Origin of the sequence: Haloparvum alkalitolerans, from assembly GCF_050122995.1 — an archaeon.
Taxonomy (GTDB): domain Archaea; phylum Halobacteriota; class Halobacteria; order Halobacteriales; family Haloferacaceae; genus Haloparvum; species Haloparvum alkalitolerans.
In genome coordinates, this window is record NZ_JBNLIA010000014.1 from 89,963 (window position 1) to 106,710 (window position 16,748).

14 protein-coding genes are annotated in these 16,748 nt (G+C 70.9%); 4 read left to right on the top strand and 10 right to left on the bottom strand.

Annotation, left to right across the window (positions count from 1 at the left end):
- Positions 1–10 precede the first annotated feature (10 nt).
- From ACQE3L_RS13395 to ACQE3L_RS13410, 4 genes are all read right to left on the bottom strand, one after another.
- On the bottom strand, positions 11–460 hold the full coding sequence (locus ACQE3L_RS13395; RefSeq protein WP_058365138.1) for an Lrp/AsnC family transcriptional regulator: 450 nt from the start codon (positions 458–460) through the stop codon (positions 11–13).
- A 97-nt stretch (positions 461–557) separates the two neighbouring features.
- Entirely contained in the window at positions 558–947 is a 390-nt protein-coding gene (locus ACQE3L_RS13400) for a DUF7528 family protein (protein WP_426964412.1), read from the bottom strand.
- Between the two features lie 216 nt (positions 948–1,163).
- Entirely contained in the window at positions 1,164–2,237 is a 1,074-nt protein-coding gene (locus ACQE3L_RS13405) for a methionine synthase (protein WP_426964376.1), read from the bottom strand.
- A complete protein-coding gene (locus ACQE3L_RS13410; protein ID WP_426964377.1) occupies positions 2,237–3,235 on the bottom strand; it encodes a 5-methyltetrahydropteroyltriglutamate--homocysteine methyltransferase in 999 nt (332 codons plus the stop codon). Before ACQE3L_RS13410 ends, ACQE3L_RS13405 begins: the two co-directional genes overlap by 1 nt.
- A gap of 149 nt (positions 3,236–3,384) precedes the next feature.
- Between ACQE3L_RS13410 and ACQE3L_RS13415 the strand changes: the two genes are divergently transcribed.
- Positions 3,385–4,287: an ABC transporter substrate-binding protein gene (locus tag ACQE3L_RS13415; protein WP_426964378.1), complete on the top strand. Its 903-nt coding sequence runs from the start codon at positions 3,385–3,387 to the stop codon at positions 4,285–4,287.
- Positions 4,288–4,348: 61 nt separating this feature from the next.
- On the opposite strand, the gene ACQE3L_RS13420 is transcribed toward ACQE3L_RS13415, so the two are convergent.
- A complete protein-coding gene (locus ACQE3L_RS13420) occupies positions 4,349–5,065 on the bottom strand; it encodes a hypothetical protein (protein ID WP_426964413.1) in 717 nt (238 codons plus the stop codon).
- Positions 5,066–5,246: 181 nt separating this feature from the next.
- Here ACQE3L_RS13420 and ACQE3L_RS13425 point away from each other — a divergent pair, with 181 nt between their 5' ends.
- On the top strand, positions 5,247–7,088 hold the full coding sequence (locus tag ACQE3L_RS13425; protein WP_426964379.1) for an SLC13 family permease: 1,842 nt from the start codon (positions 5,247–5,249) through the stop codon (positions 7,086–7,088).
- A 35-nt stretch (positions 7,089–7,123) separates the two neighbouring features.
- On the opposite strand, the gene ACQE3L_RS13430 is transcribed toward ACQE3L_RS13425, so the two are convergent.
- Positions 7,124–8,443 (bottom strand): phosphoribosylamine--glycine ligase, encoded by a 1,320-nt coding sequence (locus ACQE3L_RS13430; RefSeq protein WP_426964380.1) that lies wholly within the window; start codon positions 8,441–8,443, stop codon positions 7,124–7,126.
- 135 nt (positions 8,444–8,578) lie between these two features.
- Between ACQE3L_RS13430 and ACQE3L_RS13435 the strand changes: the two genes are divergently transcribed.
- Positions 8,579–9,625 (top strand): PLP-dependent cysteine synthase family protein, encoded by a 1,047-nt coding sequence (locus ACQE3L_RS13435; RefSeq protein ID WP_426964381.1) that lies wholly within the window; start codon positions 8,579–8,581, stop codon positions 9,623–9,625.
- A gap of 28 nt (positions 9,626–9,653) precedes the next feature.
- Here the strand turns inward: ACQE3L_RS13435 and ACQE3L_RS13440 are convergent, their stop codons facing one another.
- The 4 genes from ACQE3L_RS13440 to ACQE3L_RS13455 form a co-directional block, all read right to left on the bottom strand.
- Positions 9,654–11,363, bottom strand: coding sequence for an aldehyde ferredoxin oxidoreductase C-terminal domain-containing protein (locus ACQE3L_RS13440; RefSeq protein ID WP_426964382.1), 1,710 nt, complete (start codon positions 11,361–11,363; stop codon positions 9,654–9,656).
- Positions 11,364–11,468: 105 nt separating this feature from the next.
- A complete protein-coding gene (locus ACQE3L_RS13445; RefSeq protein ID WP_426964383.1) occupies positions 11,469–13,172 on the bottom strand; it encodes an oligosaccharide flippase family protein in 1,704 nt (567 codons plus the stop codon).
- 107 nt (positions 13,173–13,279) lie between these two features.
- Entirely contained in the window at positions 13,280–14,677 is a 1,398-nt protein-coding gene (locus ACQE3L_RS13450) for a cobyrinic acid a,c-diamide synthase CobB (protein ID WP_426964384.1), read from the bottom strand.
- Between the two features lie 81 nt (positions 14,678–14,758).
- On the bottom strand, positions 14,759–15,559 hold the full coding sequence (locus tag ACQE3L_RS13455; RefSeq protein ID WP_426964385.1) for a cobalt-precorrin-7 (C(5))-methyltransferase: 801 nt from the start codon (positions 15,557–15,559) through the stop codon (positions 14,759–14,761).
- A 90-nt stretch (positions 15,560–15,649) separates the two neighbouring features.
- On the opposite strand from ACQE3L_RS13455, the gene ACQE3L_RS13460 reads away from it, so the two are divergent.
- A complete protein-coding gene (locus tag ACQE3L_RS13460) occupies positions 15,650–16,519 on the top strand; it encodes a DUF7839 domain-containing protein (RefSeq protein ID WP_426964386.1) in 870 nt (289 codons plus the stop codon).
- Positions 16,520–16,748: the final 229 nt, after the last annotated feature.

Below are 16,748 nucleotides of genomic sequence, written 5' to 3' on the forward strand. Positions count from 1 at the left end.
CCCGTGGGCCTCAGATCGGGAGCGCGTCCGACTCGTAGTCCGTCCCGAGAATGATCATCGTCTGCGAGCGCGAGAAACCGTCCATGTTGGCGACGCGCTCGAACATGAGCTCGCGGAGTTCCTCCGTGTCGGGGGCGACGACCCGAAGCATCACGTCCCACTCCCCCGTCGTGAGGTGGATCTCTTGTACCTCCTCGATGTCGCGCAGTTTCACCAGGGCGTCCTCCTCGCGCCCCTGCTCGACGCGGAGCCCCACGAGCGCGGACACGCCGTAGCCGACCGCCTTGGCGTTCACCTTCGCGTGGTACCCCTCGATGACCCCGGCCTCCTCCATCCGGCCGACACGGTCGTGGACGGTCGCGCTCGACATGTCGATCCGCCGCGCGATCTCGGAGAATGGAGTGCGAGCGTCCTCCTGTAAGATCCGCAGGATCGCCCTGTCCGTGTCGTCGAGTTCCATACCGCAGACTCGGCGGGCAGCGACTTTGAACTTGCGAATGGGTCAGAAACGGGTCGGTGGTCAGTCGGCGGTTCTCCGCGTCAGCGGTGGCCCTCAGTCAGTCCGCAGTCGTCACCTCCTCTTCGGAGCCGTCGGCTGGCGGTTCCGTGCCGCATTTCTCGACCCGCAGCGGCTGGCGGCCGGCGAGCCGACAGTCGAACGCCGGGTGTTCGAGGAAGTGGCGCACGACCAGGTGGCGGCGGCCGCCGGTCAGCCCCGTGCGCTCGACTTCCTCGGCGCCGAACCGGCCGGGGAGGCGCTCGTAGAGCCGCTCCACGGCCGCGAACCCGTCGAACACCTTCTCGTGGCCCGCGGAGTCGGCGTGTCTCCGGGCCACGGCGTAGCTCCCGTCCTCGCGGTGTTCGCCCGCCGTGTAGAGGAACTCGCGGCGCTCGGTCAGCGCCTCGTCCAGTCGGTCGCGGAGCCGCCGCGCGTCGGCGCGGTCCAGCCGGTAGGCGTCGCCGTCGTCGGGCTCCAGAAGCAGTGCGTCCGCGTCGGTCGGGTCAGTTCGAACCGCGAATTTCTCGACCAGCCGGGGCGTCCCGACTTCGAGTATCCTCGGATGGATGTGTCATCTCGGACGACCGTTCCCGCCGACCGCACTTAAGCGGTGAGGGTTCCGCAGATCCCCCGTGACACTCCCGAGGGGCGGCACCCGCCGCGCTCAGTAACCCGCGAGCGGGTCGTCGAGGTCGATCTCGCCGGCGTCGATCTCGGCCTCGACCTCGCGGACGGCGGTGACCATGTTCTCCGTCTTGCCGTACGCGATCTCTCGGGGCAGGAGCTTCAGCCCGCAGTCCGGGGAGATCGTGAGCTTCTCCGGCGGCACGACGCGGAGCCCCTGCAGGATGTTCTCCTTGATCTCCGCGACCGGCTCGACCTCCGCGGTGTGGGCGTCGACGACGCCGAGCGCGAGGTCCGGTTCGAACTCGGGCTCCTCGAAGACGGGGATCTGCTCGTAGTCGCCGTTGCAGAGCTCCACGTCGAACTCGTCGATGGGGTAGTCGTTCAGTTCGGGGTAGATCCGCGAGTAGTCCCCGTAACAGACGTGGAGCCCGATGCGAACGTCGTCGGGAATGCCCGAGACGATGCGTTCGAGCGCCTCGCCGACGATGGCGTGGTCCTCCGGCGTCGTCGCCAGCGCCGGCTCGTCGATCTGGATGTAGCGGGCGCCCGCCTCGACCAATTTCTCGACCTCCTCGTTGACGAGGTCCGCGAGGTCGTAGACGAGCTCCTCGGTGGAGGGGTACGCCTCGTTGAACGCCCAGTAGCCGAGCGTGTACGGGCCCGTGATGGGGACTTTGACGGGACGCTGGGCCACGTTCGAGGTGAACTCGAACTCGTCGACCAGCCACGGCTCGTCGTAGGTGACCTCCTCGACGACGGAGGGCTTGTCGAAGTAGTTGTGGCCCCACACCTTCACCGGGCCGTTGAACTCGTAGCCGTCGATGCGGTGGGCGAAGAACTCCACCATCTCGTTGCGGCGCATCTCGCCGTCGACGACCGTGTCGAGGCCGGCGCGCTCGTGCTCGTGCGTGATGAGCCGGCAGGCGTCGTCGTGGGCCTCCTCCAGGTCCGCGGCGTCGAACTTCGACTCGTCGTCCTCGACGAGTTCGTCGGCCCGGTTGAGCCACTTGGGCTTCGGGTAGGAGCCGACGACCGTCGTCAGCAGGAACGAGTCGTTCGGGTGGTCGTTCGGGCGGAACTGCGTGCGGTTCGCGTCGGGATTTCTGACCATTACTCGAGCACCTCCGTGGCGGCGGCGAGCGCCTCGATCTTCGCCTTGTACTTGTTCTCCGGCAGGTAGAACAGCTCCGTGTTCGAGGTGAGGTACGTCGTCTCGAACCCGGAGACGGGCACCTGCGACTCGAACCATTCGACGCGCTCGGCGACCGTCTCGGGGTCCTCGACGAGCGTGTTCTGTCCGTCGACCAGCCCGAGCGCGACCGACTCGGTCGTGCCGTACTCCTGGACGTTGTAGACCGTGTCCTCGCGGTCGCCCGCCACGAGGTCGAGGCCGAGCGCGTCCACGTCGGCGTCCATCAGGTGCGCGTACGTCTTCTCGTCGAGCGCGCCCCAGTAGGTGTGGACGACGACCTCCGCGTCGGTCGCGGCCGCGACCGCGTCGATCGCCTCGCTGGCGGCGGCGTCGAGGCCGTCTTCGGGCGGGTTCTCGACGAGCGACGGCTCCAGCAGGAACAGCGTCTCGTGGTCGGGGAGCGCCTCCACCTCGCCGGCGAGGAACTCCGCGACCGCCGCGAGGAACGTCTCCGCGTCGCCGTACTGCTCGTCGGTCGCCAGATCCGCGAGCGAGTACGGGCCGGGGAGGGTCGCCTGCAGCGGCGCCTCGCCGCCGAGCACGTCCGCGGCGGCCTCCAGTTCGCCCGCGACGTCGCCCGAGAAGGAGAGCTCCTCGGTTACCCGGGGGTCGCGGTAGAAGTTGTTGTTGTCGTAGTAGCGCACGATGCCGCCGGTCTCCACCGCGTCGGAGACGGTCAGCGGGTGCGCGATCATGTCGTCCCAGCGGCCCTGCCCCTCGACGACGCGGTCGAGGCCGGCGTCGAGCTGATCGGCGACGAATTCGGCGCGGACCTCGTCGTACGCGGCGACGACGTCCTCGCCCTCGTCGCCGCTCAGGAGGTCGCCCTTCTGGTGGCCCTTCAGGTCGGAGAGTCTCTCTTTCGCCCAGTCCGGGAGCGGGAACAGCCCCGGCGTGGTCGCGACGCGTTGAGTCATCGGACGGACCTTCGATATGCCGTAGTTTAATATTTGCGAAGCCGTCTAATGTCTGTTGGTAATCCCTCACGGGCGGCGCCCTCCCGAGACGGCCCTCTCACGGGCCGCGACCGCGAAACGTTAACGGGGCCGCCCGCGAACCCGGACGCATGACCGTCGTCTCGCTGTTCCCGTCCGCGACCGAGGTGGCCGCGGAACTCGGGGCCACGCCCGCGGCCGTCTCCCACCAGTGCGACCACCCGCCCGAGGTCGCGGACCGCCCGACGCTCACGGGCCTCGTTCGGGAACTCGACCGCGACCCCGCCGAGGTGGACCGCATCGCCGCCTTCGACGACACGTATTACCTCGACGGCGAGACGCTCGCCGCGGCCGACCCCGACGCGGTGCTCACGCAGGGCGTCTGCGCGGTCTGCGCGCTCGACGCCGGCCTCGCCCGCGAGGCGGTCGAGCGGCTGGACCTCGACTGCGAGGTGCTGGACGTCCACGCCGACGACCTCGGCGACGTGCTCGACAACGTGGCGCGCATCGGGCGCGCGGTGGGCCGGGAGGCGGCCGCCCGCGACCTCCGCGCCGACCTCGACGCGCGGATCGACCGCGTGCGCGAGGCGGTCGCGGACGTGCCCGACCGCGAGCGTCCGCGCGTCGCCGCCTTCGACTGGACCGACCCGCTTCGACACGGCGGGCTGTGGGTCCCGGAACTCGTGGAGACCGCTGGCGGCGAGGCCGGCCTCGCCGAGGCCGGCCGGCGCTCGGAGACACTCGACTGGGCCGACGTGCGCGCGTACGACCCGAAGGTCGTCGTCGTCGCGCCTTGCGGCTACGACCGCGCGGGCGCCGAGCGTGCGGTCGAAGACCTCCGCGCCCGCGAGGGGTTCTCGGACCTCGCCGCCGCGCGCGAGGGACGCGTCTACGCGATGGACGGCACCGCCTACATGAACAGACACAGCCACCGCGTCGTCGACACGCTGGAGGCGCTGGCCGCGACGATCCACCCCGAGCGCGTCGACCGCGAGGACGACCGCGTGGCGCGCGTCGGGACGCGGCCGGCGTAAGTCGCGTTTCTGTCGGCGGGGCTTCTGTCGGGGGCGGCGAGGAGACGGAATCTCGGGCGCGTCAGAACCCGCCGTAGCGCAGGTAGACCATGTCGAGGATCAGGAGCAGCTGCACGAGCCCCTGGACGCCGCCGAGCTTGGCGTTCTGTCGGCCGACCGCGGCGATGACGGAGGCGTCGGGCTCCGGCGAGGTCATCTCCGCGTACATCCGGAGTTCGCCGGGCAGGAGGAAGCCGAACCCCTGCACGGACAGCACCGTCACGAGCGCGAGCGCGACCATGATCGCGGGCGTCGTCGCCTGCAGGTCCCCCACGGTCGTCGCGACCCAGGCCAGCGAGCCGACCGTCACCAGCGCGAACGGGACCTGCCACCGCCGGTCGCCCCACGCGTCCAGCCGCCAGCCGAGCAGCAGCAGGATGGGCACGAGGTTCGCGGCCGTGAACAGCGCCAGCCACGGCTCCGCGTTCGGGAACAGGTTCAGCCGGAGCGCGAGCGTGATGCCGCCCGCGATGGTCGTCACCGCCAGCGCCGGCAGCAGGAACGCCGTCTTGGGCGTGAGCCGCTGGAACACCGCGGCGCTCGTCTCGTCGTCGAGCCCGCCCACGACCGGTCCGAGCACCGCGCCGATGAACAGGTCGAAGCCCGTCCAGAGCACCCCCGCCATGACGTGCACGTACGTGTGCGCCTGCAGCGACGCGACCGTCAGCGCGTAGCCGAGCGCCGCCAGCGGCACGGCCACCGCCGCGACCGCGAACGCCGGATTCGCTCGATCGGCCATCCCACCAACCGTACCGCGAACCGTCCGCGTGGACATGTCTGTCCGCTAACTCGTGGAGAGGGGATTAAAGATGGGGCTTCCGGCAGCACGTCCCGCGGACCGCCCGCCACCGGTGGCACGTATTTGCCGCCGCGAACGATGCAGGGAAACAGTGAAGAGTGCGACCCGAGTCGGGACGGATATGCCGGTTTTCGAGGTATCGAGCGTCGCGGTCGTGTTTCTCCTCATCCTCGCGGTGCTCGTGGCGTTCGTCACGGAGGTCGTCCCCAACGACGTCACGGCGATCTCGGTCGTCGCCGCGCTGGTCGTCCTCGAACCGTGGACGGGCGTCGGGACGCGCGACGCCATCTCCGGGTTCGCGAACCCCGCGACGGTGACCATCATCGCGATGTACATGCTCAGTGCCGGCGTACAGAACACGGGCATCGTCGAGCGTCTCGGCGTCATTCTCGCCGATTTCACCGGCGGGTCGGAGTTCCGCGCCCTCGTCGCCACTGTCTGTACAACTGGCCCGATCGCAGGGTTCGTGAACAACACCCCCGTCGTCGCGGTGTTCATCCCGATGGTCACCGGCCTCGCCGAGGACTCGAAGATGAGCCCCTCGAAGCTTCTGCTCCCGCTCTCGTACGCCGCGATCCTCGGCGGCACGCTCACCCTGATCGGGACGTCCACGAACATCCTCGCCAGTGATTTCGCTCGCCTGCTGATCGACGGCCGCGATGGGATCGGGATGTTCGAGTTCTCCGGCCTCGGTGCCGTGCTGCTCGCGGTCGGGTTGGCGTACCTCCTGACGGTCGGATGGCGGCTGACGCCCGCCCGCGTCCCGCCCGACAGCGATCCCGTCTCCGAGTTCGACTTGGATGACTACCTGACGTTCATGCAAGTGCGCCCGGACTCCAGCGCTGTGGGGGAGTCGGTCGAAGCGTTCGATGCGGCCCACCCAGACGTGCGGATCCTTCAGGCGCGCCGAGGGGGCGACGCCTACGCCGGCCCCCACTCGGACCGAGTCATCGAGGCGGGTGACGCCCTCGTCGTCCACGGGAGCCTCCAAGCGGTCAACCGGTTCCGCGAGGCGACGGGACTCGGACAGCGCGCCAGCAGCGCCGTGACCGAAGACACCTTCGAAGCGGCCGCTACGGAGGGGGCGCTGGCGAAAGCGGTCGTCCCGGAGCGGTCCCGATACGTGGGCGAGACGATAGCCGAGACCGGACTCCACGAGTACCACGAGACCAGTGTGCTCGCCGTGCGTCGCGAGGGGGAGCTGATCAGGACCGACCTTGCCGACCTGACCCTTCGCACCGGCGACCTCCTGTTGGTGCGGACGACGCCGGCCGCGATCGGTTACTTCGCGGAAACGGGCGAGCTCGTGGTCGCCGACGAACGCGCTATCGAGGAGATCGCGGCGGCGGATACCGCCGATATCGCGCCGTTGTCGCCGAAGACGCCGGTCGCGCTGGGGATCCTCGCGACCGTCGTCGCCGTCGCAGCGCTCGACCTGCTCCCCATCGTTATCGCCGCGCTCGCCGGCGTGGTCGCGATGGTCGTCACCGGCTGCCTGACGACCGCGGACGCCTACGACGCGGTGTCGTGGAACGTCATCTTTCTCCTCGCGGGCGTCATCCCGCTCGGTATCGCGCTGGAGTCGACCGGCGGCGCGGCCGTCATCGCGGAGTCGCTCGTGGCCCTCGACGGTGTCCTCCCCCTGATCGGCGTCCTGTTCGTCCTCTACCTCGTCGCCGGCCTGCTCGCGAGCGTCATCACGCCGGTGGCGACCGCGGTGCTGATGATCCCGGTCGGCGTCGACGCGGCTGCCCGACTCGGCGCGAACGAGTTCGCGTTCCTGCTCGCGGTGATGTTCGCGTCCGCCACGTCGTTTATGACGCCGGTCGGCTATCAGACGAACCTGATGGTGTACGGTCCGGGCGGCTACAGGTTCACCGATTTCCTGAAGGTCGGAGGACCGTTACAGCTCCTGTTGGCCGTCGTCGCGACGGTCGGTATCGCGGTCGGCTGGGGGATCTGACGAGCCCGTTCGGGCGGCGGCACCCAGCGTCGTCGCTACTCGTCCGTCGGCCCGAGGTAGCCCCACGCCTGCAGGCGGTCGCCGTCGCCGTCGATCCACCGCTCCCCGATGTCGTCCCGGTAGTACATGTTGGGCATCAGGACCTCGTCGATGCGGCCGTACGCCTGCTCGCGCGCCGCCCCCATCGTGTCGCCCTTGCCGGTCACGACGATGGGCATCCCGTTGTCGCCGGCGACGCGCCACTGACCGTCGACCTTCTTGGCGTCCTCGAGGTGGATCCCCTCGCGGCTCTCCGTCTCGAACACCACGGCCGCGTTCCGGGAGTTCTCGTCGTACGTCTTCTCGTCGTCGAACGGGAACGGCGGCAGGACGACCCGCACGCCGATCTGGTAGCCCCTGTGTACCTCGGGGGTGGGGTCGTTGCCGTGCGCGAGGTCGTAGAAGAACTCGCCCGTCGACGACTCGAGAGACTCCTCCTGTAACGCGATAGTCGGGTAGCCGAACCGGGGCGTGAACTCCAGCGGGTAGATGCCGGTCCCGTTGACGATGCAGTTGATGTCGATGCTGCCGACGTATCCCTCGTTCGCGAGCCAGCCCTCCAGTTTGCCCAGGGTTTTCTCGAACAGTTCGTTCTGTCCGGCCCAGAACATCGACGTCCCCATCTCGCCAGTCGAGGGGCCGATGTTGCCCGGGAACAGTTTCTTGTGCTCGAAGTTGAAGTTCACGCGATCGATGAACTCGTTCCCGTCGAAGAACCCGCAGATGGCGACTTCGACGCCCTCCACCTTCCGCTGGAGCTGGAATCCCTTCATCCGGTGGCCCCACGCCTTCTTGTAGGCCCGGAGCACGTCGACCACGTCGCTCCCGTCGTCCTCGTTGCCGACGTACAGCAGCCGCTTGACGTTCTGGACCTCCCCGAGCGGCTTGATGACGTACGGCGCCGGGTTCTCCTGTACGTGCCCGATCCCCTCGTCGAAGTCCTCGAAGACGTGGTGTTCGACGGTGTTGACGCCGTGCTCTTCGAGGACCTCCATCGCGTAGCCGCGGTCCTCCTCGAGCCGGTCGGTGTTCCGCGTGCCGCCGACGACGGCCGTCCCTCGGTCGCGGAGTTCCTCCGCGAGTTCGCCCGTGCCGATGTCCGACCCGACCCAGATGTCGTCGAAGACGACCACGTCGGCCCAGTCGACGTCCCCCTCCCAGTCGTCGGTCTTCGGGACGAACCCGTCGCCGATCTCCCGGTCGCTTTCGGCCTCGATGTAGTACTTCACGTCGTGGCCCTCGCGGTGGACCTGCCACGCGAGGTCGGTGATCAGCGCGGCGTCGGCCGACACGAACAGGAAGCGCTTGGTCTCCATGGACTGACCACGGCGTCCGGGACCTTATTCTTCCGTGACACGCGGAGTCGTGGATCCGGGGCGGCGGGTCGACCGACGGCGTCCGGGGCCGCCACGGCCGGCGCGTTGAAGTGGTCCGCGCCGGTGGAGCCACGCATGCCCGAGGACGCGCCCGCGACGCCCGCGGTCGACGAGTCGACGCTGTTCGAGACGCCGCTCGTGGAACTCGATCTGGGGGTCGCGCCGACGGTGCTGGCCAAGGTCGAGTGGTTCAACCTCGCGGGCGCGGCGTTCGGCGGCGGGTCGGTCAAGACCCGGATCGCGGCCGCGATGCTGGACCGCGCGGAGGAGCGCGGGGTCCTCGACCGGGACGCGGGGGCGGACGCGAACCCGGCCGTGCTGGAGCCCTCCAGCGGCAACACCGGCGCCGCCCTCGCGCGGGTTGGCGGCGCCCGGGGCTACGACGTGGAGATCGTCACGAAGGCGGACGCCGGTGCGGGCAAGCGCCGCGCCATCCGCGAGGCGGGCGCCGAGATCCGGTCCGTTCCCGCGGACACGACCTACGACGCGATCATCGACCGCGTGGAGGAACTGGTCGCGAGCGGCGACTACCACTGGCCGAACCAGTACGACAACCCCGCGAACCCCGCGGTCCACGAGCGCACGACCGGCGCGGAGATCCGCAGCCAGACCGACGGTGCGGTCACGGCGTTCGTCACGGGCGTCGGGACCGGCGGGACGGTGTCGGGCGTGGCCCGCGCGCTGGACGACGACGCGACGGTAGTCGGCTACGAGCCCGCCGCCGACACGACGGACATCGAGGGACTGCGCTACCTCCGCACCGGCGACCATCCCTACCGCGCGGCCTACGAGACGGAGCGGCTCGACGACGTGCGCTACCTGCGGACCGACGAGGCGCACAAGGCGGCCCGCTGGCTCCGCGAGCGGTACGCCGACCGCGACGTGACGGTCCACGACCCCGGTCGGCACGACCCCGAAGCCGTCCGCGAACACCTGCGAGTTGACAGCGACGCGGCGGGCCACGGGCGCGGCGCCTTCGCGGTCGGCCCCTCCAGCGGCGGCAACGTCGCGCTGATTCGGGAGCTCGCGGCGGAAGGGGTTCTCGACGGCGACGACACCGTCGTCACGATGCTTTGCGACCGCGGCGACCGCTACGCGGACGGGCTCTGGCGCGAACTGTAGCGGGAGAAAAGTCGGGTGTCGGCGGTCGTTAATCGTCCGCGGGAGACGCGCCCGAACCGCCCGCGCCGCCGGGGCCGAGGTCCGCGGCGACCGGCTCCACGCGCTCGTCGGGGAGCGTGCCGTCCTCGCGGAGGCCCCGTTCCTCGTAGTACTCGCGGATCGCGGCGTCCAGGTCCGGCAGGTCGTACGGGAGGCCGTCGTCGCTCGCGTCCTTCCCGCGCTTGTTGTTGAAGTGACGCTCACGCTCGATCGTCCGCGCGCCGAGTTCGAGGAGGGCCTCGTAGGGCGCGTCGAGCAGTTGCGCGAGCCGGTCGTCGGTGACGTAGTCGCCGCCGAACGCGCAGACGACGGCGGAGTCGCGGACGGCGTTGCGGTTCTCCTTCTCGACGAGGAGCTCCGACTTGCCGAGCGTCCCCTCGGGGTCGATCTCGCCGGCGTACTCCGGGGAGAGCATCCCGGCGTACATGTGGTCGCCGCCGCGGTTCGCGACCGCGTAGGAGAGCCCCTGCCCGTGCAGGACGCGGCCGTCGTGGGCCGCGAACTCCATCCCCTTGACCGTGTAGTCGCCGACGCCCAACTGGTCGTGGACGCGGTGGACACCCTCCGCGAGGTCGTCGCCGATCCCCTCGCGGTGAGCGATCTTCTCGGTTATCTCGCGGGCGAGCTCCGCGTTGCCGAACTCGTCCTCGCTGGCGAGGTAGGCGGCGACGGTGACGCCCGCGGAGATGGTGTCCATCCCGAGGACGTCACAGAGCTCGTTGGCCTTCATCACGTCGACGATGTCGCCGACGCCCTGGTTGGAGCCGAACGCGTAGACGGTTTCGAACTCCGGCCCCTCCGTCTCGACGCCCTCCGCCTCGTCGCGGGTGGGGAGCTTGCAGGCGTACGCGCACGCCGAGCAGGCCCCCTTCTTGTACTTCTTCTCCTCGACGGCGTCGCCGCCGATGCCGGCCGCGTGCTCGAACTCGTACTCCGAGAAGTAGCGGGTCGGGAGCGAGAAGTTCTCGTTGATGAACTCCGTGCCGCCGGTCGTCCCCTGCCGCTTCATGCGGTCGTCCGACGTGGCCGCCTCGCGGTGGACGTCCATCTCCGGCGGGTTCGGGATCTCCACGTCGGGCTCCGCGTCGCCCTCGAAGGTCACGGCCTTGAGGTTCTTCGACCCGAGCACCGCCCCGAGGCCGCCGCGGCCGAACGCCCGCGAGTCGTAGGTCATCACGGACGCGAACCGGACGCGGTTCTCGCCCGCGGGACCGATGGCGATGCAGTTCTCCGGGCCGAGGTCGCGCGTCTCCGCGACGTGGTCGGACACCGCGGGGACCTCGGCGCCCGCCAGTTCGGGAACCTCCTCGAACTCGACGCCCTCGTCGGTGACGTGCGCGATCAGGAGTTCGTCGCTGGCGCCGACGACCTCCAGCACCGACAGGTCCGCGCCCGAGAACTCCCGGGAGAGGTAGCCGCCGGCGTTCGTCGAGACGAGCCCGTCGGTCAGCGGCGAGAGCCCGGTCATCGACATCCGACCGGTGAACGACATCCCCGACTGCTGGAGCGGGCCGGTCGCGAGGTACGCGCGGTTCTCCGGGCCGAACGGGTCGGCGTCGAACGGGATGCGGTCGTGCGCGAGCGCCGTCGCGACCGCGCGACCGCCCACGAACTCCGCGAGGAGGTCGTCGATGTCGGTCCGGGTCGCCGTTCGCTCGCCCACGTCGATCGTGAGCAGGGGGCCTTCGGCGTGAAGCATGATCCGTCCAAGCGGTTCGCCGACCAAAGGTCTACCTCCACGCCGCTCCGCTTGCCGGCTCCCGCCGTCGCCCTCTGCCTCCGACCGGCCGGCCCGCGCACGACGTCACCGCCGCGTCAGCCGACCGCGAACGCGCGCGAGCAGTTCTCGGTCCGCCGGCTCCGCGTAGCCGAGGCCGACCATCGCGCCGTAGTAGACGGCGAACAGCCCCGCGAGGAACGGCACCAGCCCGAGGGGCGAGGCGACCGCGTCCCCGGCCGCCCGCGCGGCGAGGACCGCGGCCGCGACCGTGATCCCCATCGGGACGAGCATCGGCGCGCGCAGCGAGTGCGCGCCGGAGAAGCGGTAGACCAACACGACGCGGATGGCGTTCCGGACGACGAGCGCGACCGCCGTCGCCACCGCGGCGCCCACGATGCCGTGCGGGGGAATGAGCCAGACGTTGAGCGCGACGTTCCCGACGGCCGCGACGAGGTTCGCCCACATCACCGCCCGCGTGTAGCCGAGGGCGGTCAGCGTCGCGCCGTTCGGCCCCATCACGTTGCCGAGGAAATAGGCGACCGCGAGCACCCGAAGCGCGAGCGCGCCGGCGCGGTACTCCGGGCCGAAGACCGCTCCCAGCACGACCTCCGGGAAGAGGAGGAACGTCGTCGCGACCGGGAACGTCACGGACGCGAACCACTTCGTCAGCGCGAAGTAGACGCGCCTGACCGCCTCGCCCGACCCCTCGGCCGCGAACTCCGAGACTGCGGGCGTGTAGAGGAAGATCATCGAGCCCCAGATGATCGAGATGGTCCGCACCAGCGGGCGCACGCCGTCGTAGATGCCGACCGCCGCGGCCGTCTTGAAGTAGCCGAGCATCAGGATGTCGGTCCACGACATGATCTGGATCAAAAGCGACGCGAACAGCAGCGGGAACGAGAACGCCAGCAGCGCGTACCCCTCGCGCGGCCGCCGCAGCGACGCGACCGCGGCCCCGCGGAACCCCCCGGGGTCCGCGCGGACGGTGTAGAGCAGGTACGCGACCGCGGTCAGCGCCAGCGAGGCGGGGAACGCGAGCAGCGCCGCGATGAGCCCCCACTCGGCCCAGACGACGGCCGCGAGGATCGCGGGGAGCGCGCCCTTCTGCAGCAGCTCCTGAAACGCCACGCGCTCGCGGGTCCGCCCGAAGCCACGGAACACCGCGGTGCAGACGCGGACGACTGCGAGCCCCGGGATGGAGACCGCGGCGACGCGGAACGCCAGCGCGTACTCGGGATGGCCGAACAGCGACGCGAGCGGTTCCGCCAGCGCGAACAGGCCCGCGCAGACGGCGAGGCTCGCGACGACCGCCGCGGCGAGCCCCCACGTGACGATGCTCGCGGGCGTGAGCGCCGTCTCGTCGGGCGCGGGTCGGCCGGCGGAGCCGCTTTTTGAGCCCTCCGCGGACCCGTCCGCCCCCTCCGCCCCGCCGGCGCCGTGGTACGCGACCTGTCTGGTGACGCCGTTTCTGAGCCCGAGCGTCGCGACGACCGCGAGGATGGAGGCGACGGTGAACGCGAGCGAGAAGAGGCCGTACTCGTCCGGGGAGAACGCGCGCGTGAACAGGCCGCGACCGGACAGCTCCAACGCCATGCCCGCGAGCGTCCCCGTGACCACGACGGCGGCGCCGCCGGTCACCGAGAACAGGGCGTCGACGACGGACTCGCCGTGGTCGTCGGGCTCGCCGCGGTTGCCGCGCTCGTCGCTCTCGCCGGCACCAGCCGTCTCCTCGGCCTCACGGCTCGCCGCGTCCTCATCGTCCGCGTCGCCGTTCGCCTCCCCCGACACGGCTCCGTCGAAGACGGTCGCCGGATGAAGTGGTTCCGGATCCGGGCGCGGTCGCCGGGTCCGAAACCGCTCCCGCGCGCGGCTTCCGGGTGCGCCCTGCGCTCGCGCTACCGCCGCGCGAACGCCGCGGCCGCCTCGACCAACCGGTCGAACGCACCGCTCGCGGCGTGTCTGTGCGCGTAGGTCCCGACCGTCCGGTACTCGGTCAGGCCGTCGCGGTCGCCGTCGATGCCCTCGCCGCGCTCCACGTCGAAGGCGAACCGGGCGTCGGTCGTCGGATCGAGGTCGGCGTCCGGCTTCCCGAGCGCGTGCGAGGAGTAGTGGAACTCGTGGCCCCGGTGCGTCTCGCCCGCGTTCGCGGTCGGGCCGTCTGCCCGCGCGCGGAGTTCGACGTGGTCGAGCGCCTGATACCGGTCACGCATCGTCACCTCGCCCGGCAACACGCCCGCCATCGCGTGCGTCTCGCCGTCGGCGGTCGTCAGCGTCTCCGAGAGCGCCATCAGACCGCCGCACTCGCCGAGCACCGGCAGCCCCTCCGGCGCGCGTTCGGCGAGCGTCGACAGCGCCGGCGAGTCCGCCACCTCGGCGGCGTGGAGTTCCGGGTAACCGCCGGGCAGGTACACCGCGTCGCACGCGGGGAGGCCGTCGCCCGCGATCGGCGCGAACGTCGTCACGTCCGCGAGGTCCGCCAGCCGTTCGCGCGTCGCCGGGTAGCAGAACCGGAACGCGTCGTCCTGCGCGACGGCGACGGTCGGGCGGTCGTCGTCCGGCGCCTCGTTCGGCAGGCCGGAGCGGTCCGGTCGGTTCGGCGCCGCGACCGGTTCCGCCACGTCCGCGAGCGCGTCTGCGTCGAGGTGTGCCGCCGCCTCCGCGAGCGCCTCGTCCGACACCGGCGACTCCTCGCCCATGTGGAGGCCGAGGTGTCTGTCGGGGATCTCCAGTCCCTCGGTCGGCGGCACGCGGCCCAGATACCGAATTCCGTCGGGGAGCGCGTCGCGGATTCCCGCCTCATGGCGGCCGCCGTGGGCCTGCTGGGCGATGACGCCCGCGACCTCGACGCGGGGGTCGTCGACCGCCTCGCGGACGTCTTCCGGGAGATCGGCGCGTGCGGCGTACTCCCGGAACCCGAGCGCCGTCGCGCCGACGCTCTGCATGCCGGCGCCCGCGTCGACCACGAGCACGACCGGCACGTCCAGCGCCGCGGCGGTCGCCGCGGTGGAGGTGGCGCTCCCGTCGTAGAGTCCCATCATCCCCTCGACGACGAGGGTGTCGCCCGCGGCGCTGCGGGCGTTTCGCCGGACGCCGTCGACCCCCTGCATCCACGTGTCGAGCGTGCGCGAGGGCGCCTCCGCGACCGCGGCGTGGTGGCTCGGGTCGATGAAGTCCGGGCCGGCCTTCGCTGCCGCGGGATCGTACCCGGCCGCGTCGAGTGCCCGGAGCGTCGCCAGCGTCGCGACCGTCTTGCCGACGCCCGAGGCGGTGCCCCCGAGCACGAAGCCGTTCATGCCCGTCCCTTCGCCGGCAGGGACATAAATCGTCCGCGACGGGCACGGTTCGCCGGTCCGCGAAAGCCGATGTGGCGACGTTCAGGGGCGGCGCACGGCCAGCACGGAAAGGTCCGAAAAGCGGCTGTCCTCGGGGCCGTCGCCGCCCGCCTCCGCCGCCAGCGCGCCGAGCGACGATCGCGTGACGGTCTCGTCGTCGTGCGTCAGCTTCTCGAGCACGAGCGCGGTCGCGTCGGGGTCCGCGCCCGCCTCGATCAGGTGCGCGGCCACGTCGCCCGGCATCCAGTCGTAGGGCCGCGGAAGCACCAGCAGGTGGCGCTCCCCGGCGTCGGCGCGGAGTCGCGCGAGGTCGTCGTCCAGCGGTCCGCTCTTGTGGAGCGTGACGAACGTCGTCGCCTCCATCGGCGTGCGGGCGCGGCTCGCGGCCACCTGCAGCGAGGAGATGCCGGGAACGATCTGGACGGGGACACGGTCGTCGTCGGCTTCGAGCGCGTCCGCGACCGCCCGCTGGACCTTTCCGACGAACTGGTACCCGGAGTGGTTCGGGTCGCCCATCAGGACGGCGACGCCGGTCGCGCCGTCCGCGATCCGGTCGGCGAAGGTCGCCAGCGTCGCCGCCTCGTCGCGGTAGCCGCAGGCCAGCGTTTCGCCGGTCGCCGCGTCCGCGACGTAGTCGAGAACAGTCTGGAAGCCGACCACGACGTCCGCCTCGGCGATCGCGTCGCGGCCGCGGGGCGTCAGGAACTCCGCCGCGCCGGGGCCGATCCCGATCGCGCGGACCGCGGGGTCCGCTCCGTCCGTCCGGTCCGGCTCCGGGTCCGCGGCCGCGAAGTCGGCCGGGTCGGGACCCGAGTCGAGATCCACCGCGTCGTGGTCGCTCATGGTCTGACAAGCGACGCGCGCGACTTCCCGATTGCGGTCAATCGGCCGCCACACCAAAGCTACTTGTCTCCAACTCCAGTACGGTTGTCCATGAGCGACGACGACGCGGTCGATGGCGGATCTCCCGCGGAGCGGCGCGAGGAGGCGACGGCCCCGCGGGTGCTCGCGAGCAAGCGCGACGCGACCCGGTACCGCGTCCTCGTCGAGATCGCCAGTCGACAGCCGGCGGTGAGCCAGGGGGAGATCGCGGAGGCGGTCGGCGTCACCTCGCAGGCGGTCAGCGACTACGTCCGCGACCTCGTGGAGGCGGATTACGTCGAAAAGCACGGCCGAGGCCGCTACGAGGTGACAAAGGAGGGCGTCGACTGGCTCATCTCGCGGACGGACGCGCTGGAGAGCTACGTCGAGACGGTCTCCTCCGACGTCCTCGGCAGCGTCGACGTGGACGCGGCGGTCGCGGCCGGTGCGGTCGCGGAGGGCGATACGGTGGGGCTGACGATGCGGGACGGCGTGCTCCACGCGGTGCCCGGCGGCGGGGAAGACGGGGACGGGCGGGGCGGCGAGGCGGCCTCCGCAGTCGCGGTCACCGCCGGGGAGGCGGGGGAGGCGGTCGGCGTCACCGACTTCGAGGGCGTCGTGGACTACGAGCCCGGGACGGTGACCGCGCTGGTGGTCCCGCCCGTGACCGAGGGGTCGCCGCCGGAACCGGCGACGATCACCGACTACGCCGCCGACCACGACCTGATCGCGGTCGCCGGCACCGAGGCGTACGCGGCCGCGAGGCGCGCGGACGTGCGACCGGACGTCAGGTTCGGGACCGTTGAGGGCGTCGCGGAGGCGGCCGTCCGCGGCCTCGACGTCCTGCTTCTGGCGGTCGCGAACGCGCTCTCGCGGCACACCTCCCGGCTTCGCGAGGACGGGATCCGGTACGAGGTCCGGGACCCGACCGACGCGGAGTGAAGCGCGCGCGACGAGCGCGGCGACGCCGACGCCCGGAGTTCGACGCGACGGCGACGCCGGATCGTCGATAGTCGTCCGTCGATGCGTCGATCGTCGCCTTCGTCGGAGAACGCCTCAAATAGACTTATGAATGTTCTAGCGGTTTCTAAAGGAGTTATGAAAGGTCGTGAGCGCACGGTGAAGCGTTCTGAAACGGCGGAGAGACCGTTAATCGACCCGAATCGAACGC